The organism is Francisella philomiragia subsp. philomiragia ATCC 25015, assembly GCF_000156715.1.
Classification (GTDB): Bacteria; Pseudomonadota; Gammaproteobacteria; order Francisellales; family Francisellaceae; genus Francisella; species Francisella philomiragia.
This window is the reverse complement of record NZ_DS999316.1, coordinates 528,608-554,741: the sequence shown is the minus strand read 5'-3', so window position 1 is coordinate 554,741 and position 26,134 is coordinate 528,608. Positions and strand designations below refer to the sequence as shown.

Below are 26,134 nucleotides of genomic sequence, written 5' to 3'. Positions count from 1 at the left end.
GTTAAAAATAAATTTAAAATTGATAAAATGCAAAAAAAAGTATCCCCAAAAAATATAATATTTGCAGGTTTTGCAACAACAGTAGAGTATTTTGATTTTGCTCTATTTACTTATGTAACTATTTATATATCGGCGACATTTTTTCCAGATAATAACTCTTCAGTTGCTATATTAAAAACATTTGGATTGTTTGCTGCTGGATATTTGATGAGGCCATTGGGCGGGATTTTCTTTGGTAATCTCGGTGACAAAAAAGGGCGTAAGCATGTATTAATATTTACTGTGGCATTGATGTTTATATCTACAGCTATGATAGCATTTACTCCTAGTTATGGTAGCTTGGGAATAGCTTCAGTAATAATTATACTCCTAGCTAGAATGATTCAGGGATTCTCAATAGGTGGTGAATATAATGGAGTACTTGCAGTACTGAGTGAAGGCGCTCCTGATAGTAAGCGTGGTTTGATTACTGCTTTTGGTACGTTTTTCTCAGGTTTAGGTGTTTTTTTAGGTACGTTTATAGTCTATATCTTAACAAGTTTTTTAAATTCTGATCAGATGCATGCGTATGGTTGGAGAGTTTGCTTTATTATTGGAGCGATACTTGCTGTTATCGTTTTGATACTTCAGTTTGCATCAGATGAGTCTCCTGAGTATCTTAAATCAAAAGAAGATGGGATGTTGGATGATACTCCTGTAGTATCTGCAGTTAAAGAATATCCGTATCAAATCTTTATTGTATTTGCTTTAGCCGGATATTTGGGAATTGTATATTATATGGTTTCTGGATTTATACCAACATTCCTAAAAAGTGATTTAGGCTATTCTGTACATACAGCTATGTTGATGTCTATGGTTGCAGCATTCTTCTACTTTGCAACAGCTCCAATATGGGGTGGCTTATCTGATAAAGTTGGTAGAAAAAAAGTATTGTTAATATCTTGTGTTGGGATTGGAGTTTTAATAATACCCGCATTTTATATTATGACTAATACAGATTCACAAATTGTTATAACATTAGTTATGACTGTGATAATGTTATTAATATCAGCAGCTACAGCGACATTTGTAGTCACAATCAATGAGCTATTTCCAACACATCTAAGATTTAGTGGTGTAGCAACTGGGTATAATATAAGTAATGCTTTATTAGGAGGAACTGTACCAATGGTATCAGCAGCATTAGTTATGTATTTTGGTAATGTTGCTCCTAGTTTTTATGCTCTAATAGCTTCTGTGGTTATAGTTATTATAATAGCAACTATGCCTGAGACAAAAGGTATTGAGTTAGAAGAATAAATTTGTAGTTCTGTAATATTTTTTCTATAAATAAATATATTAATTTAGACAATATTTTTATTTGTATTTGCTGTTCTTATGTACTAATATGTTAATACATTAATAAACTTGTTTATTCTAATTCACCTAATGTCTGAAATAAAAAATAATGAAGAAAATCTTCAAAACTTATACGAAGTATTCAAAAGTTTTGAGTCTGCTGAAGAGGCCAAGCTTTTTTTAGAGGATTTATGTACTCCTGTAGACTTAATGGCTATGGCTGCGCGTTGGAGAGTAGTCAAAGAGCTAAAAAAAGATAAGCCCTATAGGCAGATACATGCTGAAACAGGAGTTAGCCTTACAACTATTAGCAGAGTTGCAAGATGCCTTAGTTATGGAACTAATGGTTACAATACCATATATAATAAAATCAATAAAGAGAGCTAAAATGAGAGAAAGATTAAGAGTAGCTGTACAAAAAAAAGGCAGACTATATGACAATTCTATGGAATTATTCAACAAAATAGGTATTAAAGTAGAGTTCTCAAGTAAAAGTAACTTGTTATGCCATTCAATAAATGCTCCAATTGATTTTCTTTTTGTGAGAGATGATGATATTCCAACTCTAGTTAATGGTAATGTTTGTGATTTTGGAATAGTCGGTGAGAATGTTTTAGAAGAGTATTTATTAAGTATCAAAAATACCACTAAGAAAAATGACATTATCAAAACTAAGAAGTTAGGATTTGGCTATTGTAGATTATCTATAGCAGTACCTAATGATGCAAGTGATGATATTAGTACACTTAAAAATACTCGTATAGCGACATCATATCCTCATTTAGTGCAGAAGTTTTCAGATGAAAATAATTTAAATCTAGATCCATTATCTATTTCAGGATCAGTTGAGATAGCTCCAAACTTACAAATGTCTAGCTCAATATGTGACTTGGTTTCTACTGGTCGAACATTAGAAGAGAATAATCTTAAAGAAATTCATACTATCATGAAAAGCCAAGCTATTTTAATTCGCTCAAATGAGAGTTTTGGAGCGGAGCTTGAAGATTATTACCAATTATTGCTTAGAAGGATTGAGGGTGTCAAACATGCTCAAGAGCGTAAGTATATTATGTTCCATATAGATAAAAATGCTGTTGATACAATTACCCATATTTTACCAGGACATGAGGGTCAAACTATAATGCCAATATATGGAGATACTAAAGTTGCGATACATTTGGTTACCAAAGAAGGTGTTTTTTGGGGAACTTTAGAAAAGCTAAAAGCAGCTGGTGCTAGTTCTATATTGGTTTTACCAATTGAGAAGATGTTGGAGTAAGTAACTACAATGATTGAAATATATAATTGGCAAGAACTTAGTCTAGCAAAGCAAGCAGAGCTTCTATCTCGCCCAGTTTCTGCTAATAAAGCAAGCTTAGTTGCAGGTGTTAGAAATATTTTAAACGCTGTTAAGCAGAATGGTGATAAAGCTCTTTTAGAGTTTACTTCTAAGTTTGATGGTGTTGACTTAAAAAATATTGAAGTATCAGCAGATGAGATTAAAGAAGCTTACTCATTAGTTTCACAAGATGATATTGAGTTAGTTAAAAACTCTATTGCACGTATATCTAACTATCATGAGGTAATGAAACCAAAAACAACTGTTTGTGATACTAATGATGGTGTGGTTTGTAAAAAAATCTATAAGCCTATCGAAAAGGTTGGTTTATATGTGCCTGGTGGTTCAGCACCTTTAGTTTCTACGCTAATAATGTTAGCGGCTCCAGCGCAAATTGCAGGTTGTAAAGAGATTTATGTAACTACTCCTTGTGATAAAGAAGGTAATATCCATCCATTAATTTTAATAGCAGCTGATATTTGTAAGGTTTCAAAGATTTATAAATTAGGTGGCGCTCAAGCTATAGCTGCTCTAGCTTATGGTACAGAAACTGTATCCAAAGTTAATAAAATTTATGGCCCTGGAAATTCTTGGGTTACAGAGGCAAAACAACAAGTATCTAATGATAGCCAAGGTGCGGCTATTGATCTACCAGCTGGACCTTCAGAGGTTTTAGTAGTTGCTGATGAAGTTGCTGATCCTATATTTGTTGCTGCAGATTTGTTAGCTCAGGCTGAGCATGGCACAGACTCACAAGCTTTATTGATTACAACTAGTCAAATTTTAGCTGATAAGGTTAGAGATGAAGTTTCTAAGCAAACTAGTACAGCCCAAAGAAAAGCTATTATTGAAAAAGCTTTAGAAAATAGCTCTATTATTGTTGTAGATACACTTAGCCAAGCAATTAATATAGCTAATGAATATGCTTCTGAGCATCTTATTTTAAATATTGAAACTGCAGATAATTATATTAATAGTATCGAAAATGCAGGTGCTGTATTTGTAGGTCCTTGGGCGGCTGAAGCATTAGGCGATTACATTACAGGGTCTAATCATGTGTTGCCTACTTATGGATATGCAAAAGCCTATAGCGGTTTAGCAACTATAGATTTTATGAAAGCTATAAGTATCCAAAATGTATCAAAACAAGGCATAAAAAATATAGGTCAAATAGCAATGAGATTAGCTGACATAGAAGGTCTCAAAGCTCATGAAAATGCAATAGCTATTCGTTTGGAGAGTTTATAACATTATGCAAAAGATTGTGCAAAATCAAACAACAGAAAGTCTTATTCGTAAAGATTTACAAAAATTTAGTGCATACTCATCTGCACGCTCTTTAAAAGTAGATGGAGATATTTGGTTAAATGCTAATGAATCACCATATAATGATGAGTATTTATATAATCGTTATCCTGAGCCACAACCAAAGAGATTGGTTGAGAAACTAGCAAAGATATATGATGTTGATGCAAGCAATCTATTAGTTACTAGAGGTAGTGATGAGGGAATTGATTTATTATTTAGATTATATTGTGAGTATCAAACAGATTCTGCTTTTGCAGTTGAGCCTACTTTTGGGATGTATAAAATAGCTGCTCAATTACAGGGTGTTGATTATAAGACTCTTAAGCTAAAAGAAGAAAATAACTTTGAGATTAATGTTACAGAGCTTTTAGCAAATATTCCTGATAACTGTAAGTTATTATTTTTATGTACTCCTAATAATCCTACTGGTAAATCTATACCCTTAGCTGATATTGAGCAAATTCTATCTGAATTAGCTGGCAATTGTGTAGTTGTAGTTGATGAGGCGTATATTGAATTTAGTAATGAAAAGTCTGTTTCTAGCATCATTAATAAATATGAAAATTTAGTTGTACTAAGAACCTTGTCAAAATCTTTTGGTATGGCAGGTCTTAGGCTAGGGGTGGTAATTACTAATTCAGATAGAATAGTTTGGTTGAGAAAAATCTTAGCACCATATCCAATCCCAAAAACTACCGAAAGTACTATATTAGCAATGCTTGATGATGAGAATTTAGCAAATATAGCTAGTCAAATTATTGAAGTAAAAGAACAAAGGGAACATCTATATCAAGCATTATCGCAAATGAAGATTGTTGATAAATTGTGGTCATCAGATGCTAACTTTATATTAGTCAGATTTAGAGAAAGTATTTTTAATAAACTGATAGATAATAAAATAGTAGTTCGTTCTATGGCGCATTTTTTCAATGATGAAAAAGTTCTAAGAATTAGCATAGGAACAGTATCTGAAAATAAAAGATTAATCGAAGTATTACAAAAATTAAGTAGCGAATATGAAACAAAATAAATATTTATTCATTGATAGAGATGGTACTTTAATAGTTGAGCCACCTATAGATAAACAAGTTGATAGTATCGAAAAATTAGAGTTTTTTGATGGTGTTTTTGAAGCTCTTAAAAAATTACAAAAAGCAGGTTTTAAACTTGTAATGGTATCAAATCAAGATGGATTAGGCACTGACTCTTTCCCTCAAGCAGACTTTGATGCACCACATGATTTGATGATGAAGATATTTAAATCACAAGGTATCGAGTTTAAGGATGTATTGATTTGTCCACATTTTGCTCATGAAAATTGTAACTGTCGTAAACCTAAAGTTGGCTTGTTGATGGATTATTTAGTTGAGCAAAAAATCTCTCTAAAAGATAGCTATGTGATTGGAGATAGAGAAACGGATGTACAGTTGGCTCATAATATTAAAGTCAATCCTATTCAATTTGGTGTTGGAAATTATCAATCTTGGGATGATATTACTACAGCTATATTAAATAAGCCTAGAGTAGCTGAAATCAAGCGTGTAACTAATGAGACTGATATTATTGTAAAAGTTAATCTAGATGTTCCTGGGACTAGAGAAATAGAGACAGGTCTTGGTTTCTTTGATCATATGCTTGATCAGATTGTAAAACATGCTGGGATAAGTGCGACAATTAAGGCAAAAGGTGATCTTCATATAGATGATCATCACTGTGTTGAAGATGTTGCAATTACTCTTTCACAAACAATTGCTCAAGCTCTTGGCGATAAATACGGTATTAATCGTTATGGTTTTTTATTACCTATGGATGAGGCTTTAGTTGAGATTGCTCTAGATTTAAGTGGCAGAAATTATTGCTCATTTGAAGCGAATTTTGATCGAGAGATGGTTGGGGATTTATCAGTAGAGTTGGTGAAGCATTTCTTTGTATCTTTTGCTGAAGGTCTAAAAGCAACACTACATATTAAAGTAACAGGTGAGAATACTCATCATATGATAGAAGCGTGTTTTAAAGGCTTAGGAAAAGTACTTAAACAAGCAATTGCCAAAAATGGTATAGATGAGATTCCTAGTTCAAAAGGAGTGTTATGATAGCGATAATAGATTGTTGTGGTAGTAATTTTGCTTCGATAAAATATGCCTTTGAGAAATTAGGGCAAGAAATAGTCCTAACACATGATGCTGAAGTTATCAAAAAATCAGACTGCGTAATTTTACCTGGTGTAGGACATGCTAAATCAGCAATGGCAAATCTAAAAAAATATGATTTGGATAAGCTTATTCCAGAGCTGACACAACCAGTGTTAGGGATCTGCTTAGGAATGCAGATTATGTATAGTTTTTCTGAAGAAGGTGATACATATTGTTTAGGTATTTTTCCTGAAAAAGTAAAAGCTTTTAAAAAAACGCAAGGTTTTAGCATTCCACATATGGGTTGGAATATTTTACAAAATATAAATAAGGATCATTTTTTATTTAAAGATATTGCAGAAGATGATTATGTATATTTTGTACATAGTTTTTATGCGGAGCTTAATCAATTTAGCATAGCTACTAATGATTATATAAATGATTTCACTGCGATGGTAAATAAAGATAATTTCTATGGCATTCAATTTCATCCTGAGAAGTCAGGTAATGTTGGGATGAAGATTTTAGAGAATTTTATACAAGGAGCTTTGTAAATGAATATATTTCCAGCGATAGATCTCATAAATGGCAAATGTGTTCGTTTAGAAAAGGGTGATTTTAATAAAACTACTACTTATGAGCTTGAGCCAAAAGATGTTGCAAAAGCATATCAGCAAGCTGGTGCAGAGTTTATCCATGTTGTAGATTTAGATGGAGCTAAAAAAGGCCAAACTTGTCAATTTGAGACTATTCAGAAGATTAGAGAAAACTGTAATATGACTCTACAAGTTGGTGGCGGAGTCAAAGATTTTGAGACTATCGAAAAACTTCTGGAAATTGGGGTTGATAGAGTGGTTATTGGTAGCTTGGCTGTTAAGGACATAGCATTAACAAAGAAGTTTTTTGATAGATATGGAGCTGAGAAGATAGTTTTAGCTTTAGATGTATTTATCAAAGAAGGAATACCTTATATCGCAACGCATGGCTGGCAAGAATCTAGTACAACAACTTTAGATGAGATATTGCAAACTTATCTTGGTGATGGTCTTGAGTATGTTTTATGTACTGATATTTCACGAGATGGTATGCTACAAGGTCCAAATTTTGAGCTATATAGAATTTACTCATCTATATATCCAGATGTTCAGTTTATGGCTTCTGGTGGAGTTGGTAGCTTAGAAGATTTAGAAATTCTAAAAGAGCAAAATACTTATGGTGTCATCATTGGTAAAGCTTTATATGAGAATAAATTTACACTACAAGAGGCTTTAGAATGTTAACTAAAAGAATAATTCCATGTCTTGATGTGAAAGATGGCGTAGTTGTCAAAGGTGTAAAGTTTAGAAATCATAGAGTCATTGGCGATATTATTGAGCTAGCTCAGAAATACTCGGATGCAGGAGCTGATGAGCTAGTATTTTATGATATTGGTGCTAGTCCTGATAATAAGTTACTGTCTATCAAATGGATACAAGAGATAGCCAAAAAGATAAATATCCCATTTTGCGTAGCTGGTGGAATTAAATCTGTAGAAAATGCTCGAGCTATACTTAATGAAGGGGCAGATAAAATATCTGTAAACTCAGCAGCATTAGCTAGACCTGATTTGATAGATGAGCTAGTTTATGAATTTGGTAGTCAGTGTGTGGTCGTTGGTATTGATAGCAAATTTATTGATGGTGAATTTAAAGTTTGTCAATATACAGGTAGTGCTGATAAAACTGTACAGACATTATTAGATCCCGTTAGTTGGGCAAAAGAGGTAGAGTCTCGTGGTGCTGGTGAGATAGTTCTTAATTGTATGAATCATGATGGTGTCAAAGGTGGTTATGATCTAGAGCATCTTAGAGAAGTTCAATCAAATGTCTCAATCCCAGTTATTGCCTCTGGTGGAGCTGGAGAGATTCAGCATTTTATCGATGTATTTAAGTACACAGAGATTGATGGTGCTTTGGCAGCTAGTGTGTTTCATGATGATATTATTGCTATACCTGAGTTAAAACAAGAGCTTTTTAAAAACAATATACCCACAAGAATAGTAAAATAGGATACAAAATGGATAACAAAATTATAGAGTCTATAGCTTGGCAAAAAATGGATAATTTAGTTCCAGCTATTATTCAATCAGCAATTGATAATAGTGTCTTAATGCTAGGGTATATGAGTAAAGAATCTTTAGAGAAAACTTTAGAAATCGGCAAAGTGACTTTCTATAGTCGTAGTAAAAAACGCTTATGGACTAAAGGCGAAGAAAGCGGTAATTTTCTTGAATTAAAAGATATTGCTGTTGATTGTGATAATGACTCTATACTTATAAAAGCTATACCGTACGGTCCAACTTGTCATACTGGTAGTAAATCATGTTTTACTAAAAATGAAGAAAATAGCTCGCTGTATATAATAGATAAATTAGAAAAACTAATTGCTGAAAGAAAAGACTATTTACCTGAGAATAGCTATTTGACTAGTTTATTTAAAAAAGGATTACCTAGAATCGCTCAAAAAGTTGGCGAAGAGGGTGTAGAAGTTGTAATTGCCGCAATGAAACAAGATTCAGAAGATGAGTTAATTTCTGAGACAGCAGATTTATTATTTCATTTATTAGTTTTACTGAGAGAGAAAGGTATTTCATTAGAACAAATTTGTCAAAAGTTAGTTTCTCGAAATACTTCTAATTAAGTTATAATTACTATTTGAAGTTAACCAAAAATTTACTTATATGAAAATAATAATTCGTATCTTAGCGATTGTCCTTTTGGCATTAATTACTACATCAGTATACGCAGTGCCTGCTAAAGGTACATTTACAGCAGAGTCATCGTGTCAAGCATATATATCAAAAAACAAAATGACTAATCCTGATAATACTTATGTAATTGCAGGGCAAACTTACTCTATTCAGGAAAAAAATAAAGATACTAATCCTGATTGGTTTAGAGTATTTATTTCAAATGCTAGTGAAAGCCAGTTGCGCTGGGTAAGTAGTAGTTGCGGTATCGCAGATATTGAAGAAGGAGGTGATACTCCTGCTAAACAATGTGTCCAAGAGCCTGGACTTGCTGATAGCTATGTATTAGCTTTAAGTTGGCAGCCGGCATTTTGTGAGACTTATGGCTTCAGTGCTGGAAAACAAGAGTGTAAAAATCTACCTGTAGATAGTGCAGCGGCTAAGAGTTTTTCGCTACATGGATTTTGGCCAAATCAAGATACTTGTGGCACTAATTATGGCTTTTGTGGTGCTCAGAAACAATCTGATTTTTGTAATTATGCGCCATTAAATTTAGATGATAAAACTATGGAGTTGCTGCATAGTGTGATGCCGGGATATAATGACTCTTCATGTTTACAACGCCATGAATGGTACAAGCATGGAACTTGTCAATTACAAGATCAAAACCAATACTATACTCAAGCAGCTACTTTTGTAAACCAAATAAATGATTCAAAATTAGAGCAGTTATTTAGCCAAAATATTGGTAAAGATATAACTATTGAACAGTTTGATAATGCTTTTAATCAAAGTTTTGGAGCTGGTACTAGTAATAAAGTATATCTAAATTGTAAAGATGGTATGCTAGTTGATGTGTATATATCATTACCTAAAAATGCTGATGAGCCAAGCCAAAAAGATTTGTCTGCTTTGCTAGCTAATGCACCAAATGCTAACCAAAGTACATGTCCAAATACATTTAAAATTTCTAATTTCTCTCATACTATTAACTAATCTAACAGCTGACAGATCAATGATCTGTCATATAAGTAGTTGCATTTTCTGCATAATTTTTACGGATGAGCCAAGTAAAAATATAAAGTCTATAGGGCTGCTACATCGCTAGGCATAATGGTTATTGTATCTGTAACAAAACAATTTTCATTATAGTGTTTAATATCTGCTATAAATAAGCGCAGTTTTTCTTCTGTTAATTTTGGTAAAGCAGTTATTGTAGTTAGTTTTTTTCTAGTTGGAGCGTGCCACTTTTTCATAATCTCTTTTGGAATATCTGTTAGTGCTAAAGTTAGAGAGTTTTTGTTTCTAAAAACGTTAATATTATTTTCTTCTAGTATTTTTTGATAATTTTTAGCTAGTTTTAAACACTCATTAAATCTATTTTTTAATCCGTCAGCACCATTTAATTCTTTTATCCGTTTGTAAAGAAGATAAGGAGTTAGACCATTTCTACTACCACCTATTGTCACATCATTGTTCGATGTGTATTCAATATATCTGCCACTTATATATTCTTTATTGATAATAGTTATACCACAAGGCATGGGTAGACCAATAAATTTATGACCACTTATATTTATTGAATCAAAATTTTGACATTTATGAAAATCATCTGTAAATGGAATAAAAGCTCCATCAAATGCAGCATCAGCATGTATATAAAAAGAGGTTTTAGATTCTTCTAATATATTTTTTACAATATTAATATCATCTATAGATGAAGTCATTGTTGAACCTATAGTTGCAAAAAAGATATAATTATATTCAGATTTTATATTTGATTTTAGAGCATTATAATCGATTTCACCATATTCATTACTTTGAATTTTAATCAGTTCTAAATCTAATATATCAGCGGTTTTATCAATTGCATAATGAGAGAACTCATTGCAGATTATTTTTATTTTTTTGTTATTAGTCATTTGTAGATGTTTTTTTGCACGCCATAAGCAGTACATAATAGATTCAGAGCTACAGTTTGCAACATATCCCCAAAAATTTTTATGATCTAGCTTATAAAGATTAATGAAAAAATCAATGACACTTTTTTCGTGAGCATGACTACTAAAAGGATTATTTAAATCATAAGGATTACCTAAACTATTCATAGAATAATCAAGAAGCTCAGCATACTGACTTAGTTTAAAATCTGTTGCTGGAGGGTAGCCTATATATAGTTCAGTATTATGTTTAAGACGATCTATGTACTTCATTTCTTTAATTATTTTTCGATATTTTTAGTATTTTACCATGAAAAAAATTTTATCTAGACCATGAAACAGACATGTGAATAAATCATAATGTTTTTGTGTTTAGAAAATAGAGAGCTAAAATTATGCTAATAAATTTCTATCCATCAAATGACTTGGTAATACATTTGATAAAGAGTTTAGAATATTACTTGGTACCTTTGGATTTTCATGTGCTAAATCTTGGATTAGCTTTTTAACTTTTTTTCTTTTAAGATTTTCTTGAGATCCGCATAGGTTACATGGAATTATTGGGAAATTTTCTTCCTTAGCAAACTCTATGAGATCACGTTCTTGTACTAATACCATTGGGCGAATTACAGTATTTTCACCATCTTGTGTGATAAATTTAGGAGGCATAGATTTAATTTGCCCCTGATACAGAATCGACATTAACAATGATTCGATCAAATCATCGCGATGGTGTCCTAGAATGATTTTATCCATTTTATGCTCTTTTGCATATCTGTAGATGTTACCACGGCGAAGTCTCGAGCATAACGAACAATAAGTCTTACCCTCTGGAACTTTATCTATCACCACACCATAAGTATTTTTTGTTTCAATCTCATAAGATACGCCTAAATCATCAAGATAAGCTCTAAGCTTGCTATCATCCCACCCTGGTTGAGATTGATCTAGTGTATATACATGAAGATCAATATCATAAGTTTTATCTTCGATTAGCCCATGCAAAACTTTTAATAATCCAAAAGAATCTTTACCTCCTGATAGACATAGCATAACCTTATCACCTTTTTCGATAAGCTTATAATCAGCTATAGCCTTAGTGATATAGTGGCGTAATTTTTTTTCAGTTTTGCTTATTTTTATTTCAGTCATTTTATCTATGCGCCTTCTTAAAGATTCTATCCTTTTCGCGAGCCCAATCTTTATCTTTTTGAACCTGACGCTTGTCGTGAACTTTTTTACCCTGAGCAAGAGCTATTTCAACTTTTACACGAGGACCTTTCCAATACATAGCCAAAGGCACACATGTAAATCCTTTTTGCTCAATTCGTCCCATGATTTTGTCTATCTCACGGCGATTAAGTAGTAGTTTACGATTTGCTGAAGCATCAGCTACCACATGAGTAGATGCCGACAATAGAGGAGTTATTAGACAATTAAAAAGCCAAGCTTCGCCACGCTTGATATGCACATGGCTATCTATCATCTGTACTTTACCAGCCCTGATACTTTTTACTTCCCATCCTTGTAGTACTATTCCAGCTTCAAATTTCTCTAGAATAGTATAATCATGGAAGGCTCTTTTATTTCTAGCAATAGTTGCTGGAGAAACCTTATGTTTACTCATAACTTTATTATTTTTTGTAAAAGATATACAATGTAACGCTATATATTATCAGCAAAACACAAAAGATTAAATAAATGAATAAAGTTAATAAATCTGCAATTGTTAATTATACTGCTTCACAGATGTATGATCTTGTAAATGATATTGAAAGCTATCCTCAGTTTTTACCAATGTGCTATGATATAGAAGTTTTTGAGCATACAGAAACAGAAGCAAAAGCATCTCTAAAAATCAAATCTGGATTTGTGAAATTGGATTTTGCTACACATAATACAATGGTAAAAGATCAGCATATTCATTTAAATCTTATGAATGGTCCATTTAAAAGTTTAACAGGTGATTGGAAATTTGAACCTCAAGATGAAAATTCGTGTAAGGTATCATTGGACATGGAGTTTACCTTTGAAAATAAATTTGTGGAAATGGCTCTTGGTCCTGTATTTCGTGGGCTTGCAGATAAGATGTTGGGCGCATTTTGTAAACGTGCAGAAGAGGTTTATAAATAGTGAAAGTAGAAGTCATTTATGCTTTACCTAATGAGCAGAAGTCTTTTTATGTTGAGTCTGATGATTCTCTGACTGTTAGAGAAGCTATTATTCAGTCAAAAATCTTAGATGCTTATTCTGAATTAGGCAATATCGAAAATCTTAAAGTTGGTATCTATGGACAAATAGTCGATTTAGATCATGTTCTTGAGGATAAAGATAGGGTTGAAATATACAGAAATCTAACTATTGATCCAAAACAAGCCCGTATGCTAAGAGCAGAACAAAAGCGTAAAAGAGAAGGCATCAGAGGTTTTGGTGCGTAAAGTACAAATTTCTGCCATCAAATTATTGGTGATGCAAAGTGTTTTATATAACGACTTCTTTGATCCTCAGTTGCTCTGTTCCTTACCCACTCTCTTATTTGATATTCGCTAGCAGGAATATTGAAAGTATTATTTGTTATATTAGCCCAGTTGTGAGCAAGTACTTCCCAAGACTGACTCCATGGATTTTTAGTAGCACTTCCATCATTGTACACAAGTTCTTTATAGTAGGATGTAAATCTGATTGCTTCTGCCAGTAATGCAATACTTCTTACGTGCTCATCAGCAAACTCAGATTTAAAATTGGCTCCATTAAAATAACCTGTTGCCATAAAACTATTCATAATTGTTTCTTTAGTATAGTTTTTATTTTTTCCGCTAACATTTGCATAGTTTTCATTTGTTAGTTTATGGAATTCGTAGCTTGCTAGATCTTCATAATCTAGGTTTTCATCAGTTTTTCTTCCAACCTCTTTAAAGTAAACTCTATTATCAAATTTAAAGGCTATATTTGTATCAGAATTATATATTATAAGTGATTCATTTCCCTCTACTTTATTATTATTCTCATTGGTATATGCATTCAAAGCACAGCTATGTAATTCTCTAAATTCCATCTGATTATTTACTTCGCAAAAATGATTATTTGCATATAATGAGGTTGCTGTAGATATACATATAATAAATCCAGTAATTTTTTTCATTTTTAATCCTTATTTAAATGATTTCTGTTATTTAGGATATATTATTCATCTTTTAATGTTACTTATTGTTTTAAAATGTAAATTGTTGTTAAGTTTAATTCTTTGTAACTCCAGCTAAAGAGTGTGAATTTAGTTGTAATTGCAAAAAATAATGATTTGTACAAATTATTTCTAAGTTAGTAAGAAAATTAAGATCTAAAGTTATCTAGGTCTTAATTTGATTTGGATTTTTTGTGTACAGATTATAGAAAAAAGAGATATCATTATCTAGTAGTATATGAGATACTTTTTTTTTGTGAAAAATGGTAATGATTTTAAATAAAAAAATAGCTATTGTAGGAGCTGGACTAGCAGGGTGTTCATTAGCTTATGAATTAAGTAGAACCCCTAACTTTGATATAACTTTATTTGATAAAAACTCTGATATTGCAACAGAAGCTTCTGGAAACTTTGCGGGAATTTTAGAACCATATTTAACTTCAGATAACAATTTTTCAGATCAGTTTCATACACTAGGATATATTACATTATTAGAGTTTATAAATCAGTATCGTAATGATATCGAAATTTGTAATCAGGGTGTCTTGCAAATATTAAGTGATGAAAAAGAACTAAATAGATATCAAAAGATTTTTACAAAAAGAGAGATAGCTGATGATTTAGCTAGAATAATATCTCATCAAGAGCTTTCGCAATTACTTGGCAAAGATACTCTTAACAAAGCTGTATATTACCCTAATGCTTTATCTGTGGTACCTAAAAGTATTTGTCAGCTATGGCTTAAATTATCAAGTGCTAAATTAAAATTAGATAATGAGCTCTTGGATATTAAGAAATTAGAGAATAATACTTGGCAATTAGAATTTAATAATTTTACTGAAGATTTTGATATTGTGGTATTTGCTGGAGGATATCCATTATTTAAAAATATTTCTCTGCTACAAAATATTCCAGTATACCCATCTCAAGGTCAGTTAACAGTTATTAAAAGATGTTTTGATATCTCAAATAATATTATGGATAAAGGGTATATAATCCCTAATTATAAAGATAATCTACAAGTTATCGGAGCAACATTTCGAGATAATAATGATACTAGTGGAGATATAAGGCAAGAAGATAATAATTTTAATATTAATCAAATTAAGCAAATATTTGATGATGAAAATTGCAATGTTGAAATTGTTAACTCAAGAGTAGCTACGAGATGTGTAACTTCTGATCATTTACCACTTGTTGGTAGGTTGGCAGATTATAGTAGTTTCGAACAAGTTTTTTATAAGCCTCTGTCTAAAGGCTATCCAAAATCAAAAATGCCAAAGATTGAATATCAACAAGGTTTATATGTATCTTCAGGATTTGGCTCAAAAGGTTTATGTTCATCATTATTAGCGGCTCAGATTATCACAGCATACATAACAAATCAAAATCAAAAATACTCGGATAAATTATTAGAAGCACTTGCTATAGAGCGTTTTTGGACTAGAAGCTTCAAGAAAGGTATAAAATTTTCATAAAATATTACTTCAGACCATTTATATATAGCAATTATTGGCTATAATTGTGAGATTTTTTAAAATCAATTTAATAAGTTCATGAAATTAAAAATAAAAAAGAGTATTTTGTTACTCGCCACTATCATAGCATTATCAGGTTGTTCAATTAAATGGGAGACACCAGTTAATGATAGAGATCCTTATGAAAACTATAATCGTAAGATGTTTCATTGGAATAATGAATTATATGAGGATCTGACACCTGTAGCAAAAGCCTATAATTTCATTATGCCAGAAGCAGCACAAACAGGTATATTCAATTTTTTTCAAAATCTTTTTGAGCCCAGTCGAGTAGCTAATGATCTTTTTCAAGGCGAGTGGAGTTATGCTGGAGATGATAGTATGAGATTTTTGGAAAATACGACACTTGGAGTGGTAGGTATTTTTGATGTGGCTGGTAGTAGGTTTGGGTTGCCGATGAGATATCATCAAGATTTTGCAGTTACTCTCCATAAGTGGGGAGTATATAAAAAAGGATATGCTTCACCATATATTGTTTGGCCAATTTTTGGACCAGGTACTATAGAGGGAGTTAGTGATGGTGTTGATGCTATGTTTAATCCACTTTCGTATTTGTTTTTAGCTCCAGGAGTAGGTACATTTACAGCATATGCTGTAAACTACAGTGTCTATGGCTTATACTATACAAATCAGGGTGTTTCATATCTGCCAGCATATTCAAATTTAGAAGAAGTATCGGTAGACCCATATACAGCTATGAGAAACGCGTATATCCAAAATTATGATTATGGTATGGCAAAAGTTCTCAAACAAAAAGATCCTTCACTTGATGGATCTCAAAATGATAAAGCAATATTAAGCGTTTTGGGTATCAACAACACTAATGCTAAATCAGAGGTTGCCTATAGTGATGAGAGTTTTGTTAAGGCATCTCAAGATACTCCACCAGTCCTAAAAAGTAGCCTTACTAGTGTAAATAAAGCTGCTGAAGTCTAGTCTAAGTTATACATAAGTCTTAAAAAAATATCTTTTGTTTAGCTTAAAAGGTTTTTTTAAAATATCGTTTTTTGTTATCTTATATGTATTATGTTTGAAAAATAATTACTGAGGTTTATTAGTGAAAAAACTATTTGTAAGTTTAATGTGTTTGGTAATTTTTTTACCAAATTTAGCTTTGGTTGCTGCTCCAATACCAACAGGTTATGATTTCATCCCTATCCAGGAAGAGATGCAAATTGCTCAACCAGTTGTTGCAACTCATGGTATGGTTTCCTCTCAAGAGGCTTTAGCAAGTCAAGTCGGTTTAGATATATTAAAACAAGGCGGTAATGCTGTAGATGCAGCTGTTGCAGTTGGCTTTGCTTTGGCTGTTACATTACCTAGAGCTGGAAATATCGGCGGTGGTGGTTTTATGATTGTCCATTTACAAGATGGCAATAAGAATATAGCAATAAACTACCGTGAAAAAGCTCCTGCAAAAGCATCTAAAGATATGTTCTTAAACGATAAAGGAGATGTCGATTATGCTAAAGTTTCTGGTTCATACAGTGCTTCAGGTGTGCCAGGTACTGTAGCAGGTTTAGTTGATGCGCAACAAAAATATGGTAAATTGAAATTATCACAAGTTATTGCTCCAGCTATCAAGCTTGCTGAAGATGGAATTCCAGTTAGCTATGACCTAAATCAGTCGCTTATAACTGCAAAACCATGGTTACAAAAATCACCGGAGGCTATGAAGATTTTTTATCATAAAGATGGTTCTGCTTATGCTGTTGGAGAAATCTTAAAACAGCCTGAACTTGCTAATAGTCTTAAGCTAATAGCAAAACAAGGTAAAAAAGCTTTTTATGAAGGAGAGATCGCGCAAAAGATAGCAGATAGTATGGCTAAAAATGGTGGTCTAATAACATTACAAGATTTGAAAAATTATAATGTAGAAGAGATGAAGCCACTTAAAGGGACATATCGAGGTTATACAATATATTCTATGCCGCCACCAAGCTCAGGCGGTGTAATTCTGATAGAGTTATTAAATATTCTTGAGAATTTCCCATTAGCTGATTATGGTAACAATAGTGCTAAAACCATCAATCTTATGAGTAATGCAATGAGCTATGCTTATAATGATAGAAATTCTGATTTAGGAGATCCTGATTTTGTTAAGATGGATTTGGCTAAATTCTTGTCTAAAAAATATGCAAAACAGATTGCTCAAAAAATCACTACAGATAAGCATATTCCAAGTAAAGATATAAGCACAGTTGATCCAGAAGATCGTGAAAAACTTCAGACTACTCAGTTTAGTGTAGTTGATAAAGATGGCAATATGGTATCAAATACTTATACGCTTAATTATTCTTATGGGAATGGTATTGTTGTACCAGGAACTGGTATCTTGTTAAATAACGAAATGGATGATTTTGCAGCAAAAGTAGGCGTGGCAAATGTGTTTGGTTTAGTTCAAGGTGAAGCTAATACAGTTGCTCCCAATAAACGACCATTAAGCTCAATGACTCCAACAATTGTTCTTGATAAAGATGGTAAGCCGTTTTTAGCTACAGGTTCACCAGGTGGAAGTCGTATTATTACAACAACATTACAGGTGATTTTAAATATCATAGACTATAATATGAATCTACAATCAGCAGTTAACAATCCTCGTATGCATAGTCAATTATGGCCAGAAGAGATTGGTGTAGAGCAGGGTATATCTGTGGATACTATCAATCTACTTAAGAAAATGGGTAACACCGTAACTCCTTATGCTGCTATGGGTGCTGCAGAGTCTGTAATGTCTGATGGACAGTATGTCTATGGTGCAGCAGATCCACGTAGAGGTAATGCTTTAGCTATAGGCTATTGATTTATATCAAGTTATTTTTTCTTATTCCTTTATATCTCTTGGTGCAGCAGAGCTTCCTGCAAGTATTCCACCATCTACATTTAGTTCAATCCCTGTGACATATTTTGATTCATCAGATGCTAGATATAAAGCTGCATAAGCAACATCTTTTGCCTCACCCATTTTCTTCAAAGGTATATCCTGAGCAATAGTTTTAATAGCTGCTTGTTTTTGATCCTTATCTTTTGGTAGCATCTCATCCCACATTGGCGTCAATATTGCACCAGGATGAATAGAGTTACATCTAATGTTATATCCCATATCTGCACAGTATAAGGCAACAGATTTTGTATGATTTCTTACAGATGCTTTACTCGAAGCATATGCAACAGCTTGAGGTATTCCTACAAGTCCAGAACGGGAAGAAATATTGATTATACTGCCGCCATTTTCTTTCATAATTTTGATAGCATATTTACATCCTAAGGCTACACCATTAGAATTTATAGAATGAACCTTTTGCCAAGAATCCATATCTAAATCCTCAGGGTTATGAGGACCTGCACTTTCAATAAAGCCGGTAATACCTGCATTATTAATTAAAATATCTAATCTGCCAAACTTTGATTCAATATAGTTAGTAACTTCTATCCAATTACCTTCAATACTAACATCTAAGTGTTTATATTCACAATTTGATGAGTTAATATCTTTAACCGTTTGATTACCTAAACTGTCGTTTATATCTGAAACAATCACAGTTGCTCCCTCATTTGAAAAGAGTTCAGCAGTTGCCTTACCTATTCCTCTAGCGGAGCCTGTTATTAGTGCGACTTTATTTTTTAATCTTTGCATATTAAATTCCTTATGAATAAGAGCTTTAGATAAAAAGTAAGAAAAGAATTAGTTTGAAAGAATGTATTTAATTAAAGCGCACCACGAGATGCTTTTTTACGATCAGATTCTGTTAGATGTTTTTTTCTTAATCTAATAGACACTGGAGTAATTTCTACAAGTTCATCATCTTCGATAAACTCAAGAGCATATTCAAGAGTCAATTTAATTGGAGTAACTAGAGTAAGAGCATCATCTTTACCAGAAGCACGAACGTTAGTTAGCTGCTTACCTTTACAAGGGTTTACAGCCAAATCGTTATCTCTACTATGAATACCTATAATCATACCTTCATAAACTTCAGTACCGTGACCGATAAACATTTTACCACGCTCTTGAAGATTCCAAAGAGCATATGCTAATGCTTTACCAGGTACCATAGAAACTAGAGTACCATTTTGGCGAGTTTCTAGAGTTTGTTTCTTCATTGGTCCGTAATGATCGAACACTTTGTTTAGTATACCTGATCCAGATGTAATAGTTAGGAACTCTGTATAGAAACCTATCAAACCACGCGATGGAATAATAAACTCAAGTTTTACTCGACCTTTTCCATCTGGCTCCATATTTTTAAGCTCACCTTGACGTAAGCCCATGCGCTCCATTACAGTACCTTGATGTTCTTCTTCAATATCTATAATAGCTTGTTCATATGGCTCATGCTTTTCACCATCAACATCTTTAAAAATTACATGCGGACGAGATACAGCAATTTCATAACCTTCACGACGCATATTCTCTAGTAAAATAGAAAGATGAAGTTCCCCACGACCTGAAACTTTGAACTTATCAGGATCATCTAATTGTTCAACTCTTAATGCTACGTTGTGGATTAACTCTTTTTCTAGTCTATCTTTGATTTGTCTAGATGTTACAAATTTACCTTCTTTACCTGCAAAAGGAGAGTTGTTTACTTGGAAAGTCATGCTTATAGTAGGCTCATCAACAGAAAGAGCAGGTAATGCTTCGACATGATCAGGATTACATAGAGTATCAGAGATCTTTAGTCCTTCCATACCTGTTACACAAACTATATCTCCAGCGCTAGCTTCTGGTACTTCATTTCTTTCTAAACCAAGATAGCCTAATATTTGCAGTACACGACCATTTCTTTTTTCACCTTTAGCATTCACGATAGTTACAGGAGTATTTGTCTTGATACGTCCTCTTTGTATACGACCAATACCAATAGTTCCTGTGAAGCTAGAATAATCTAAAGATGATATCTGCATTTGGAATGGTCCATCTTCGTCTACAGCCGGATGTTCAACGTTCTCTATAACAGCCTTGAAAAGATCTGTCATATCTTCTTTTTTCTGATCAAGATCATTAGTTGCCCAACCATTAATTGCAGAAGCATAGATAATAGGGAAGTCTAATTGCTCATCAGTTGCACCTAATCTGTCAAAAAGGTCAAATACTTGATCAACAACCCAATCAGGACGAGCACCATCTCTATCAATTTTATTGATGACTACGATAGGTTTTAGACCTTGAGCAAAAGCTTTTTCTGTTACAAATCTTGTTTGAGGCATAGGCCCATCAACAGCATCAACTAGTAGTAGTACAGAGTCAACCATTGATAGTACACGTTCAACTTCACCACCAAAGTCAGCATGTCCTGGAGTGTCTACGATATTAATTCTATAGTCATTCCATTTTAAAGCAGTATTTTTTGCAAGGATTGTGATTCCTCTTTCTTTTTCAATATCGTTAGAGTCCATAACTCTTTCAACTTCAGGTCCACGGTTTTTAAGTGTTCCTGATTGTTGTAGTAATTTATCAACCAATGTTGTTTTACCATGGTCAACGTGCGCAATAATTGCAATATTTCTTAAATTTTCAATCATTAGGGATACCTATTTTTATAAAATCACCAACAATTATAGACTAATAAGGTGTAAAAGTACCTAAAAAAATAGATACTTTGGTTTGAAAGTAGTTTTCTATTTTTAATTTACGCAATAGAAGATTATCGTGCTAAAAATATATTAAAGCAAATAATCTTTAATAATAAAAAGTTTTGTGTTGTTTAGTACTCAAGTTGAAATTATGGCTAATTTGGAGTTATTAGTATAATTTTGTTAAAATTTAAAGTGAACTTATTAATAACTTATAAATGTAGTTGGAGTATGCTGTCACAAGTTAACAAAGTAAAAGCACTTTTTAAGAGTAGAAACTCATACAATGATACTTATGTTAGTGAGTTGATATCATCGATTCATCGTGCTGATATCAAAGCTGCGATACTATCTATACTTTGGGCAGCTGGACCCGTTACAATTATAGCTATAACTTTAGGCTATTACCTTAGTCATGGTCAAAAAGTTCCACTAGTTACAGTTGCGTATTTTTCTTTTTATGTTTTCTTTGTAGGGTTAGTGGGTTTTATTAGCAAAATTGTTTTTGATTCTATTAAGCATCGTAATAAAGAACAGATGCAAGATAAATTTCTATCTGTAATTGAGGAGTCATATCAAAGTTTATATTTGTCTAAAAAGATTGTTCTCAGTAATTTAACCGATCAAGTAAGAGACAACAAAATTGCATATGAAATTCTTGCTAAATCTCATCCAACAAGTAAAGAAATCTTTTATGCTTTTGAGCTACATTTTGATAAAGAAATGGCAGAATTTGCTGAGATTATATATTTACATCGTGATAATGGTTTTCCTATTGATACGCCAGCTAACAAACGTAAGTTAATAAAGTTTTATAAACAGATCAGTACTAGTCAAAGTATTCCTGAAGATTTAAAGGAGAAGTTCTTGCAAGCTTTAGTGGGCAAGTATTCAGATCTAAAAAGGGGTCTTGACAGAAAAGCTGGCTTTTTATCTAAAGTTTATAATAGTGCAGGGATGTATAATCTATTTGATTTAGAAGATGCGAATAATGTTATAACTCTTTTTATAGAGCTACTATCAGGTAGAAAAATTTATTATTTGAAAGCAGTTTCTAAGTTTGAAGATGCTAAAAAAGATTATTTATTTAATTCTATAGAGAAGTTAAGAACAGGAGTTCTTGAAAAATATAATCATATTCTAGGTATTTATAAACAATGTTATTTAGCTGTATCTGAAGTTGCGCCTGATTTAGATTTGATAGAAGTTGTTGATACAGCTCCAGATATAACAAACAATCTAAATCAATTAGAGCAATCAATAAAACAGCTATCTACAAAAAATCAGCCTAAAGAAATCAAAAAGCTAATACAGCAAAATAAAAATAGATTTTACCAAAGAGTGAGTATAGTAAAAACTCGGCTTAAAAGGATGAATATTCTATTGAACCAATGGAAATCTTTAGAGTTTGGTAATGATGAGAAATTGAGCAAAAATATAGAACATCAATTAGCTTATATATTTCTCGAAGAGCAAAAGAGAATGTCTATAGCTTATAAAATGTTTGAATATATCAACTATGAGCATGATTTTTCATCAAAAACTGAGCAAATCAAAGCCTATGCTCGACAGATTGTAAAAATATTACAGGAGCCTCTAGATTTACAAGAATCTACAGTCTTAACAGCTATTGAAAGTTCTCCAAGGGCAAATCTTAGTAGCATAAGGTTTAGTAATTCAACAACAGAGAAGCTTAATACTACATATAATTTATGTAGATCTGTGAAGACAAATATTGTTGAATTAAGAAAACAATTAAACAAAATATTAGTAGCACAGTATATTTAACAAGTTATTTTGTTAGTCTTGTATACCTAGCCATCATAGTTTCGTTACCACTAGTTCCACCACAGTGAATATAGATAATAGGCTTTGTAAGTTTGTGATGTTCTTTTAATAATGCACGCCAAGCTATAGGGTCATATAGTAGCTCAAACTCAATTTCTGTCTGCTCTAAAAGCTTTTGGTATATTGCATAATTTTGGATATCTAATTGCCCAAAATGAGTTTTAAAGTTTAAATTGAGAATTTTAGGATGTTTGAGACCATTATCAATATCATTAAATTGTTTTTTTAAGTATTGATTATCACCAACACAGGCAATAGTGTAGACTTTGTTTGGTAAGTACTTTTCAAGATATAGTGCAGTTGTGCCAGTACCAGATGCCACAACAACACTATAATTATCGATATCATTTTTTAGACAGTACTTTTTAATTTCATTAGCACAGTCAGCTATGCCTTCTTCAGCGAGAGTATTCCTACCACCTTGATCAAAGAAGTAAAGGCTATTGCCTATATTGTAATTTGTTTTTATACTTTCTAAGTTGAGAGAGCTTGTAGTCTCAAATAACTGCATGCCATTTTCTAGAGCTATCTTTAGATTACCATTTTTAGCATTTTTAAGAAATTTTGGTAGTGGTTTTATCCAATAATGGAAATCCCAGCCTTTGATCTTAGCTAGCTGTGATAGTGCCAGCATGAAATTAGACTGATTACCGCCAAAAGATACAATAGTCTTGATGCGAGAGTATTTATCTGGATTTTTTAGAAGATAAGCTAATTTTCTAGCTTTATTGCCAGAGAAAATCGGGTGATTTAGATCATCTCTCATTACAATGAAATCTTTATTTTCAAAAGATATTTCTTGAAACAAGGAGACCATTTAAGAAATTATTCTTCTAATAGTTCAAACTCATCCTTACCAACACCACAGTCAGGACATTCCCAGTCTTCAGGGACATCTTCCCATCTAGTACCAGATTCAATACCATCTTCTGGCCAACCTTCAGCTTCATCATAAATTAAACCACAAACGATACAAATGTATTTTCTATATTCCATAATTAACTCTAAAAAAATGATTAGTAAATAAAAAGTTGCAATATTTTAGCATTATAAAAATCGTATATCCAGTACCTTATTAAAACATTACAAAAGGTTATACTTAGATTCATCAATACCAATCTTACGTGATTTATTTGAAAAGAATACAATATTATTTTCAACGAAAAGATCTGTAATTTGTCTAGGTATATCTTTGTCTAAATGTCTTCTAATGAGTCTATAGAAGGCATCTTGATTTGTTTCATTAAAGTGTTTTTTGAATGTTTTATTAACAACGCTTTCATGGCAAGACAGGAATTTTTTGATACGTATTTTAGGATCAGTATTACTATTACCAGTGTCGCATTGGTTAGGAGCCGCAGTAGCTATATTAAATCCCTTGCGTGTATAGTATGATGCAATACCTCTAAAAATTCGATCATTACTAAAAATAGTGATGCTAAGGTAAGTACGGAAATCACGATATCTTTCGACATACTCACCAACTTTAGCACAGATATAACCATCCATATTATCTTTGTTGCCTTCACCATAAATTATTGGTACAAGTTCAAAGTTATGATAGATTTGGGTTTTATTGAAGTTTGCTTCTAATTCTTGTGGATTAGTAAAGACAATTACTCTGTCAAAATTACCTTCAGAAATATGAGCGAAATTATTATAGTTTTCAGAATCAACTATTGCTAGTTTGAGATATTCCATAACTATTTGACTCCTTATCCTAGCGCTTATGGTATCTATTTTACCTCAAAAGCTATGATATTATCTATACTCTGCTAAAATTATACTAAAATAGTAAAGTATAGATTTTATGATTGATTTCCAATATGGTTATACGGATTTATCTGATAAGTTTTATTCAGCGCAAAAAGTATACAGATATCCTGATGCAAAGTTACTGATTGTAAATGATTGTTTAGCCAAGAACTTAGGTTTAGATTTAGAAGGTAAATCAGAGCAAGAATTATTAAAAATTTTCTTAGGTTATACTAGTAAAAAGCCAATTTCACAAGCTTATGCTGGTCATCAGTTTGGTAATTTTACAATGTTAGGAGATGGTCGAGCTATTTTAATTGGTGAATATGAAAAATCCAATGGCGAGCTGGTTGATTTTCATCTAAAAGGATCTGGCTTAACTAAGTTCTCTCGAGGTGGTGATGGTAAAGCAGCTTTAGCGCCAATGCTTAGAGAATATATAGTTAGTGAAGCTATGCATAATCTAGGCATACCTACTAGCCGAATTTTAGCTGTGATATCAACAGGTGAGAATATTCAAAGAAATAAATTACAACAAGGAGCAATAGCTCTTAGAGTCGCAAGTAGTCACATTAGAGTAGGTACTTTTCAGTATGCAGCTATGCTTGGGGAGAATTATAGCCAAGAATTATTAGACTATACGATTGTTAGACATAATATTTCATATAGTGATAATAAAACTTTGAGCTTACTTGACTATGTCATTGATAAACAGACAACTTTAATAACACAATGGGAAAGAGTAGGTTTTATTCATGGGGTTATGAATACTGATAATATGACTATTTCAGGCGAAACTATTGATTATGGACCTTGTGCATTTATAGATACTTATGATCCTGATACTGTTTTTAGTTCAATAGATCGAGATGGAAGATATGCATTTGCTAATCAAGCATCAATTGCTGGCTGGAATATTGCAAGACTAGCAGAAAGTTTATTGAAACTTATCTCACAGGATGAGGATGAAGCTATTAAATTAGCTCAAGATAAACTGCAAAGTTATTCAGAGATTTATAAGCAAAAATGGAGACAAATGTTTCTTAGTAAAATAGGTTTTAGTGTCAATAGCGAATACGATGATGAACTTATTTCCGGTTTGCTCATTGATATGTTTAAGCATAAGTTAGATTATACAAATACGTTCTATAATCTAAGCTATAATAATTTTGATCACTTGCGAAATAAAGGCTTAAAAGATTGGTTAGATAAATATGTCAATTACGATATCAATTTCGAAAGTATGATGAGATCTAATCCAGTAATAATCCCGCGTAATCATCAAGTTGAAAAAGCACTTAAGTTTGCAGAAAATGGTAATTTTAGCATTCTTCAAAGTCTCGTGACAGCACTTGAAACACCATATGAATTAAATGCTCTCACTAAGAAATATATGGCAGAACCTCTAGAACAAGAGAAAGTTAGATTTACTTTTTGCGGTACTTAAATA

27 protein-coding genes are annotated in these 26,134 nt (G+C 32.3%); 18 read left to right on the top strand and 9 right to left on the bottom strand.

Annotation, left to right across the window (positions count from 1 at the left end):
* Window positions 1-27 precede the first annotated feature (27 nt).
* From FTPG_RS08120 to FTPG_RS08070, 11 genes are all read left to right on the top strand, one after another.
* On the top strand, window positions 28-1,299 hold the full coding sequence (locus tag FTPG_RS08120; RefSeq protein WP_004287961.1) for an MFS transporter: 1,272 nt from the start codon (window positions 28-30) through the stop codon (window positions 1,297-1,299).
* A gap of 129 nt (window positions 1,300-1,428) precedes the next feature.
* Window positions 1,429-1,725, top strand: coding sequence for a YerC/YecD family TrpR-related protein (locus FTPG_RS08115; RefSeq protein ID WP_004287960.1), 297 nt, complete (start codon window positions 1,429-1,431; stop codon window positions 1,723-1,725).
* A 1-nt stretch (window position 1,726) separates the two neighbouring features.
* Window positions 1,727-2,617 (top strand): ATP phosphoribosyltransferase, encoded by an 891-nt coding sequence (hisG, locus tag FTPG_RS08110; RefSeq protein WP_004287959.1) that lies wholly within the window; start codon window positions 1,727-1,729, stop codon window positions 2,615-2,617.
* Window positions 2,618-2,626: 9 nt separating this feature from the next.
* Window positions 2,627-3,925 carry a histidinol dehydrogenase gene (hisD, locus tag FTPG_RS08105; protein ID WP_004287958.1) on the top strand — a complete coding sequence of 433 codons (1,299 nt, stop codon included), beginning with the start codon at window positions 2,627-2,629 and terminating at the stop codon, window positions 3,923-3,925.
* 4 nt (window positions 3,926-3,929) lie between these two features.
* The gene (gene hisC / locus FTPG_RS08100; RefSeq protein ID WP_035722620.1) at window positions 3,930-5,015 is read left to right on the top strand and encodes a histidinol-phosphate transaminase; all 1,086 of its coding nucleotides are present in this window, start codon (window positions 3,930-3,932) and stop codon (window positions 5,013-5,015) included.
* Window positions 5,002-6,078, top strand: coding sequence for a bifunctional histidinol-phosphatase/imidazoleglycerol-phosphate dehydratase HisB (gene hisB, locus FTPG_RS08095; protein ID WP_004287957.1), 1,077 nt, complete (start codon window positions 5,002-5,004; stop codon window positions 6,076-6,078). The genes hisC and hisB overlap by 14 nt, the downstream gene beginning before the upstream one ends.
* On the top strand, window positions 6,075-6,671 hold the full coding sequence (gene hisH / locus FTPG_RS08090; protein WP_004287956.1) for an imidazole glycerol phosphate synthase subunit HisH: 597 nt from the start codon (window positions 6,075-6,077) through the stop codon (window positions 6,669-6,671). Before hisB ends, hisH begins: the two co-directional genes overlap by 4 nt.
* Window positions 6,672-7,397 carry a 1-(5-phosphoribosyl)-5-[(5-phosphoribosylamino)methylideneamino]imidazole-4-carboxamide isomerase gene (gene hisA, locus FTPG_RS08085; RefSeq protein ID WP_004287955.1) on the top strand — a complete coding sequence of 242 codons (726 nt, stop codon included), beginning with the start codon at window positions 6,672-6,674 and terminating at the stop codon, window positions 7,395-7,397. It abuts the gene before it with no gap.
* Complete coding sequence (gene hisF / locus FTPG_RS08080; RefSeq protein WP_004287954.1) at window positions 7,391-8,164, top strand: imidazole glycerol phosphate synthase subunit HisF; 774 nt, start codon at window positions 7,391-7,393, stop codon at window positions 8,162-8,164. Before hisA ends, hisF begins: the two co-directional genes overlap by 7 nt.
* Window positions 8,165-8,172: 8 nt before the next feature.
* On the top strand, window positions 8,173-8,796 hold the full coding sequence (hisIE, locus tag FTPG_RS08075) for a bifunctional phosphoribosyl-AMP cyclohydrolase/phosphoribosyl-ATP diphosphatase HisIE (protein WP_004287953.1): 624 nt from the start codon (window positions 8,173-8,175) through the stop codon (window positions 8,794-8,796).
* A gap of 40 nt (window positions 8,797-8,836) precedes the next feature.
* The gene (locus FTPG_RS08070) at window positions 8,837-9,841 is read left to right on the top strand and encodes a ribonuclease T2 family protein (protein WP_004287952.1); all 1,005 of its coding nucleotides are present in this window, start codon (window positions 8,837-8,839) and stop codon (window positions 9,839-9,841) included.
* An 89-nt stretch (window positions 9,842-9,930) separates the two neighbouring features.
* Here the strand turns inward: FTPG_RS08070 and FTPG_RS08065 are convergent, their stop codons facing one another.
* The 3 genes from FTPG_RS08065 to smpB form a co-directional block, all read right to left on the bottom strand.
* Window positions 9,931-11,058 carry a histidine decarboxylase gene (locus FTPG_RS08065; RefSeq protein WP_004287951.1) on the bottom strand — a complete coding sequence of 376 codons (1,128 nt, stop codon included), beginning with the start codon at window positions 11,056-11,058 and terminating at the stop codon, window positions 9,931-9,933.
* A 120-nt stretch (window positions 11,059-11,178) separates the two neighbouring features.
* Window positions 11,179-11,937 (bottom strand): tRNA 2-thiocytidine(32) synthetase TtcA, encoded by a 759-nt coding sequence (gene ttcA / locus FTPG_RS08060; protein WP_004287950.1) that lies wholly within the window; start codon window positions 11,935-11,937, stop codon window positions 11,179-11,181.
* 1 nt (window position 11,938) lies between these two features.
* A complete protein-coding gene (gene smpB, locus FTPG_RS08055) occupies window positions 11,939-12,412 on the bottom strand; it encodes an SsrA-binding protein SmpB (protein WP_004287949.1) in 474 nt (157 codons plus the stop codon).
* Window positions 12,413-12,486: 74 nt separating this feature from the next.
* Here smpB and FTPG_RS08050 point away from each other — a divergent pair, with 74 nt between their 5' ends.
* Entirely contained in the window at window positions 12,487-12,918 is a 432-nt protein-coding gene (locus FTPG_RS08050) for a type II toxin-antitoxin system RatA family toxin (protein ID WP_004287948.1), read from the top strand.
* Complete coding sequence (locus tag FTPG_RS08045) at window positions 12,918-13,223, top strand: RnfH family protein (RefSeq protein WP_004287946.1); 306 nt, start codon at window positions 12,918-12,920, stop codon at window positions 13,221-13,223. The genes FTPG_RS08050 and FTPG_RS08045 overlap by 1 nt, the downstream gene beginning before the upstream one ends.
* Window positions 13,224-13,240: 17 nt before the next feature.
* Here the strand turns inward: FTPG_RS08045 and FTPG_RS08040 are convergent, their stop codons facing one another.
* The gene (locus FTPG_RS08040) at window positions 13,241-13,927 is read right to left on the bottom strand and encodes a hypothetical protein (protein WP_004287945.1); all 687 of its coding nucleotides are present in this window, start codon (window positions 13,925-13,927) and stop codon (window positions 13,241-13,243) included.
* Between the two features lie 308 nt (window positions 13,928-14,235).
* Here FTPG_RS08040 and mnmC1 point away from each other — a divergent pair, with 308 nt between their 5' ends.
* The 3 genes from mnmC1 to ggt all read left to right on the top strand — a co-directional run bounded on the left by mnmC1 (window position 14,236) and on the right by ggt (window position 18,307).
* Window positions 14,236-15,444, top strand: a complete 1,209-nt coding sequence (mnmC1, locus tag FTPG_RS08035) for an FAD-dependent 5-carboxymethylaminomethyl-2-thiouridine(34) oxidoreductase MnmC1 (protein ID WP_004287944.1) — start codon at window positions 14,236-14,238, stop codon at window positions 15,442-15,444.
* A gap of 78 nt (window positions 15,445-15,522) precedes the next feature.
* Complete coding sequence (locus FTPG_RS08030; protein WP_035722618.1) at window positions 15,523-16,440, top strand: MlaA family lipoprotein; 918 nt, start codon at window positions 15,523-15,525, stop codon at window positions 16,438-16,440.
* A gap of 145 nt (window positions 16,441-16,585) precedes the next feature.
* Complete coding sequence (gene ggt, locus FTPG_RS08025; protein ID WP_234366759.1) at window positions 16,586-18,307, top strand: gamma-glutamyltransferase; 1,722 nt, start codon at window positions 16,586-16,588, stop codon at window positions 18,305-18,307.
* Between the two features lie 21 nt (window positions 18,308-18,328).
* Here the strand turns inward: ggt and FTPG_RS08020 are convergent, their stop codons facing one another.
* Window positions 18,329-19,141 carry an SDR family oxidoreductase gene (locus FTPG_RS08020; protein WP_004287941.1) on the bottom strand — a complete coding sequence of 271 codons (813 nt, stop codon included), beginning with the start codon at window positions 19,139-19,141 and terminating at the stop codon, window positions 18,329-18,331.
* 71 nt (window positions 19,142-19,212) lie between these two features.
* Window positions 19,213-21,030: a translational GTPase TypA gene (gene typA / locus FTPG_RS08015; RefSeq protein WP_004287940.1), complete on the bottom strand. Its 1,818-nt coding sequence runs from the start codon at window positions 21,028-21,030 to the stop codon at window positions 19,213-19,215.
* Window positions 21,031-21,312: 282 nt separating this feature from the next.
* On the opposite strand from typA, the gene FTPG_RS08010 reads away from it, so the two are divergent.
* Window positions 21,313-22,869, top strand: a complete 1,557-nt coding sequence (locus tag FTPG_RS08010) for a hypothetical protein (protein ID WP_004287939.1) — start codon at window positions 21,313-21,315, stop codon at window positions 22,867-22,869.
* 4 nt (window positions 22,870-22,873) lie between these two features.
* Here the strand turns inward: FTPG_RS08010 and FTPG_RS08005 are convergent, their stop codons facing one another.
* From FTPG_RS08005 to FTPG_RS07995, 3 genes are all read right to left on the bottom strand, one after another.
* On the bottom strand, window positions 22,874-23,746 hold the full coding sequence (locus FTPG_RS08005) for a hypothetical protein (RefSeq protein ID WP_004287938.1): 873 nt from the start codon (window positions 23,744-23,746) through the stop codon (window positions 22,874-22,876).
* A gap of 8 nt (window positions 23,747-23,754) precedes the next feature.
* On the bottom strand, window positions 23,755-23,925 hold the full coding sequence (locus FTPG_RS08000) for a rubredoxin (protein ID WP_004287937.1): 171 nt from the start codon (window positions 23,923-23,925) through the stop codon (window positions 23,755-23,757).
* An 87-nt stretch (window positions 23,926-24,012) separates the two neighbouring features.
* Complete coding sequence (locus FTPG_RS07995; protein WP_004287936.1) at window positions 24,013-24,630, bottom strand: PIN domain-containing protein; 618 nt, start codon at window positions 24,628-24,630, stop codon at window positions 24,013-24,015.
* A 109-nt stretch (window positions 24,631-24,739) separates the two neighbouring features.
* Here FTPG_RS07995 and FTPG_RS07990 point away from each other — a divergent pair, with 109 nt between their 5' ends.
* The gene (locus tag FTPG_RS07990; RefSeq protein ID WP_004287935.1) at window positions 24,740-26,131 is read left to right on the top strand and encodes a protein adenylyltransferase SelO; all 1,392 of its coding nucleotides are present in this window, start codon (window positions 24,740-24,742) and stop codon (window positions 26,129-26,131) included.
* The last annotated feature ends 3 nt before the right edge of the window (window positions 26,132-26,134 follow it).

Excerpts from the sequence above, each read along its gene's own strand:
- FTPG_RS08120 (WP_004287961.1), top strand. The coding sequence starts at position 28 with ATGCAAAAAAAAGTATCCCCAAAAAATATAATATTTGCAGGTTTTGCA.
- FTPG_RS08115 (WP_004287960.1), top strand. The coding sequence starts at position 1,429 with ATGTCTGAAATAAAAAATAATGAAGAAAATCTTCAAAACTTATACGAA.
- hisG (WP_004287959.1), top strand. The coding sequence starts at position 1,727 with ATGAGAGAAAGATTAAGAGTAGCTGTACAAAAAAAAGGCAGACTATAT.
- hisD (WP_004287958.1), top strand. The coding sequence starts at position 2,627 with ATGATTGAAATATATAATTGGCAAGAACTTAGTCTAGCAAAGCAAGCA.
- hisC (WP_035722620.1), top strand. The coding sequence starts at position 3,930 with ATGCAAAAGATTGTGCAAAATCAAACAACAGAAAGTCTTATTCGTAAA.
- hisB (WP_004287957.1), top strand. The coding sequence starts at position 5,002 with ATGAAACAAAATAAATATTTATTCATTGATAGAGATGGTACTTTAATA.
- hisH (WP_004287956.1), top strand. The coding sequence starts at position 6,075 with ATGATAGCGATAATAGATTGTTGTGGTAGTAATTTTGCTTCGATAAAA.
- hisA (WP_004287955.1), top strand. The coding sequence starts at position 6,672 with ATGAATATATTTCCAGCGATAGATCTCATAAATGGCAAATGTGTTCGT.
- hisF (WP_004287954.1), top strand. The coding sequence starts at position 7,391 with ATGTTAACTAAAAGAATAATTCCATGTCTTGATGTGAAAGATGGCGTA.
- hisIE (WP_004287953.1), top strand. The coding sequence starts at position 8,173 with ATGGATAACAAAATTATAGAGTCTATAGCTTGGCAAAAAATGGATAAT.
- FTPG_RS08070 (WP_004287952.1), top strand. The coding sequence starts at position 8,837 with ATGAAAATAATAATTCGTATCTTAGCGATTGTCCTTTTGGCATTAATT.
- FTPG_RS08065 (WP_004287951.1), bottom strand. The coding sequence starts at position 11,058 with ATGAAGTACATAGATCGTCTTAAACATAATACTGAACTATATATAGGC.
- ttcA (WP_004287950.1), bottom strand. The coding sequence starts at position 11,937 with ATGACTGAAATAAAAATAAGCAAAACTGAAAAAAAATTACGCCACTAT.
- smpB (WP_004287949.1), bottom strand. The coding sequence starts at position 12,412 with ATGAGTAAACATAAGGTTTCTCCAGCAACTATTGCTAGAAATAAAAGA.
- FTPG_RS08050 (WP_004287948.1), top strand. The coding sequence starts at position 12,487 with ATGAATAAAGTTAATAAATCTGCAATTGTTAATTATACTGCTTCACAG.
- FTPG_RS08040 (WP_004287945.1), bottom strand. The coding sequence starts at position 13,927 with ATGAAAAAAATTACTGGATTTATTATATGTATATCTACAGCAACCTCA.
- mnmC1 (WP_004287944.1), top strand. The coding sequence starts at position 14,236 with ATGATTTTAAATAAAAAAATAGCTATTGTAGGAGCTGGACTAGCAGGG.
- FTPG_RS08030 (WP_035722618.1), top strand. The coding sequence starts at position 15,523 with ATGAAATTAAAAATAAAAAAGAGTATTTTGTTACTCGCCACTATCATA.
- ggt (WP_234366759.1), top strand. The coding sequence starts at position 16,586 with ATGTGTTTGGTAATTTTTTTACCAAATTTAGCTTTGGTTGCTGCTCCA.
- FTPG_RS08020 (WP_004287941.1), bottom strand. The coding sequence starts at position 19,141 with ATGCAAAGATTAAAAAATAAAGTCGCACTAATAACAGGCTCCGCTAGA.
- typA (WP_004287940.1), bottom strand. The coding sequence starts at position 21,030 with ATGATTGAAAATTTAAGAAATATTGCAATTATTGCGCACGTTGACCAT.
- FTPG_RS08010 (WP_004287939.1), top strand. The coding sequence starts at position 21,313 with ATGCTGTCACAAGTTAACAAAGTAAAAGCACTTTTTAAGAGTAGAAAC.
- FTPG_RS08005 (WP_004287938.1), bottom strand. The coding sequence starts at position 23,746 with ATGGTCTCCTTGTTTCAAGAAATATCTTTTGAAAATAAAGATTTCATT.
- FTPG_RS08000 (WP_004287937.1), bottom strand. The coding sequence starts at position 23,925 with ATGGAATATAGAAAATACATTTGTATCGTTTGTGGTTTAATTTATGAT.
- FTPG_RS07995 (WP_004287936.1), bottom strand. The coding sequence starts at position 24,630 with ATGGAATATCTCAAACTAGCAATAGTTGATTCTGAAAACTATAATAAT.
- FTPG_RS07990 (WP_004287935.1), top strand. The coding sequence starts at position 24,740 with ATGATTGATTTCCAATATGGTTATACGGATTTATCTGATAAGTTTTAT.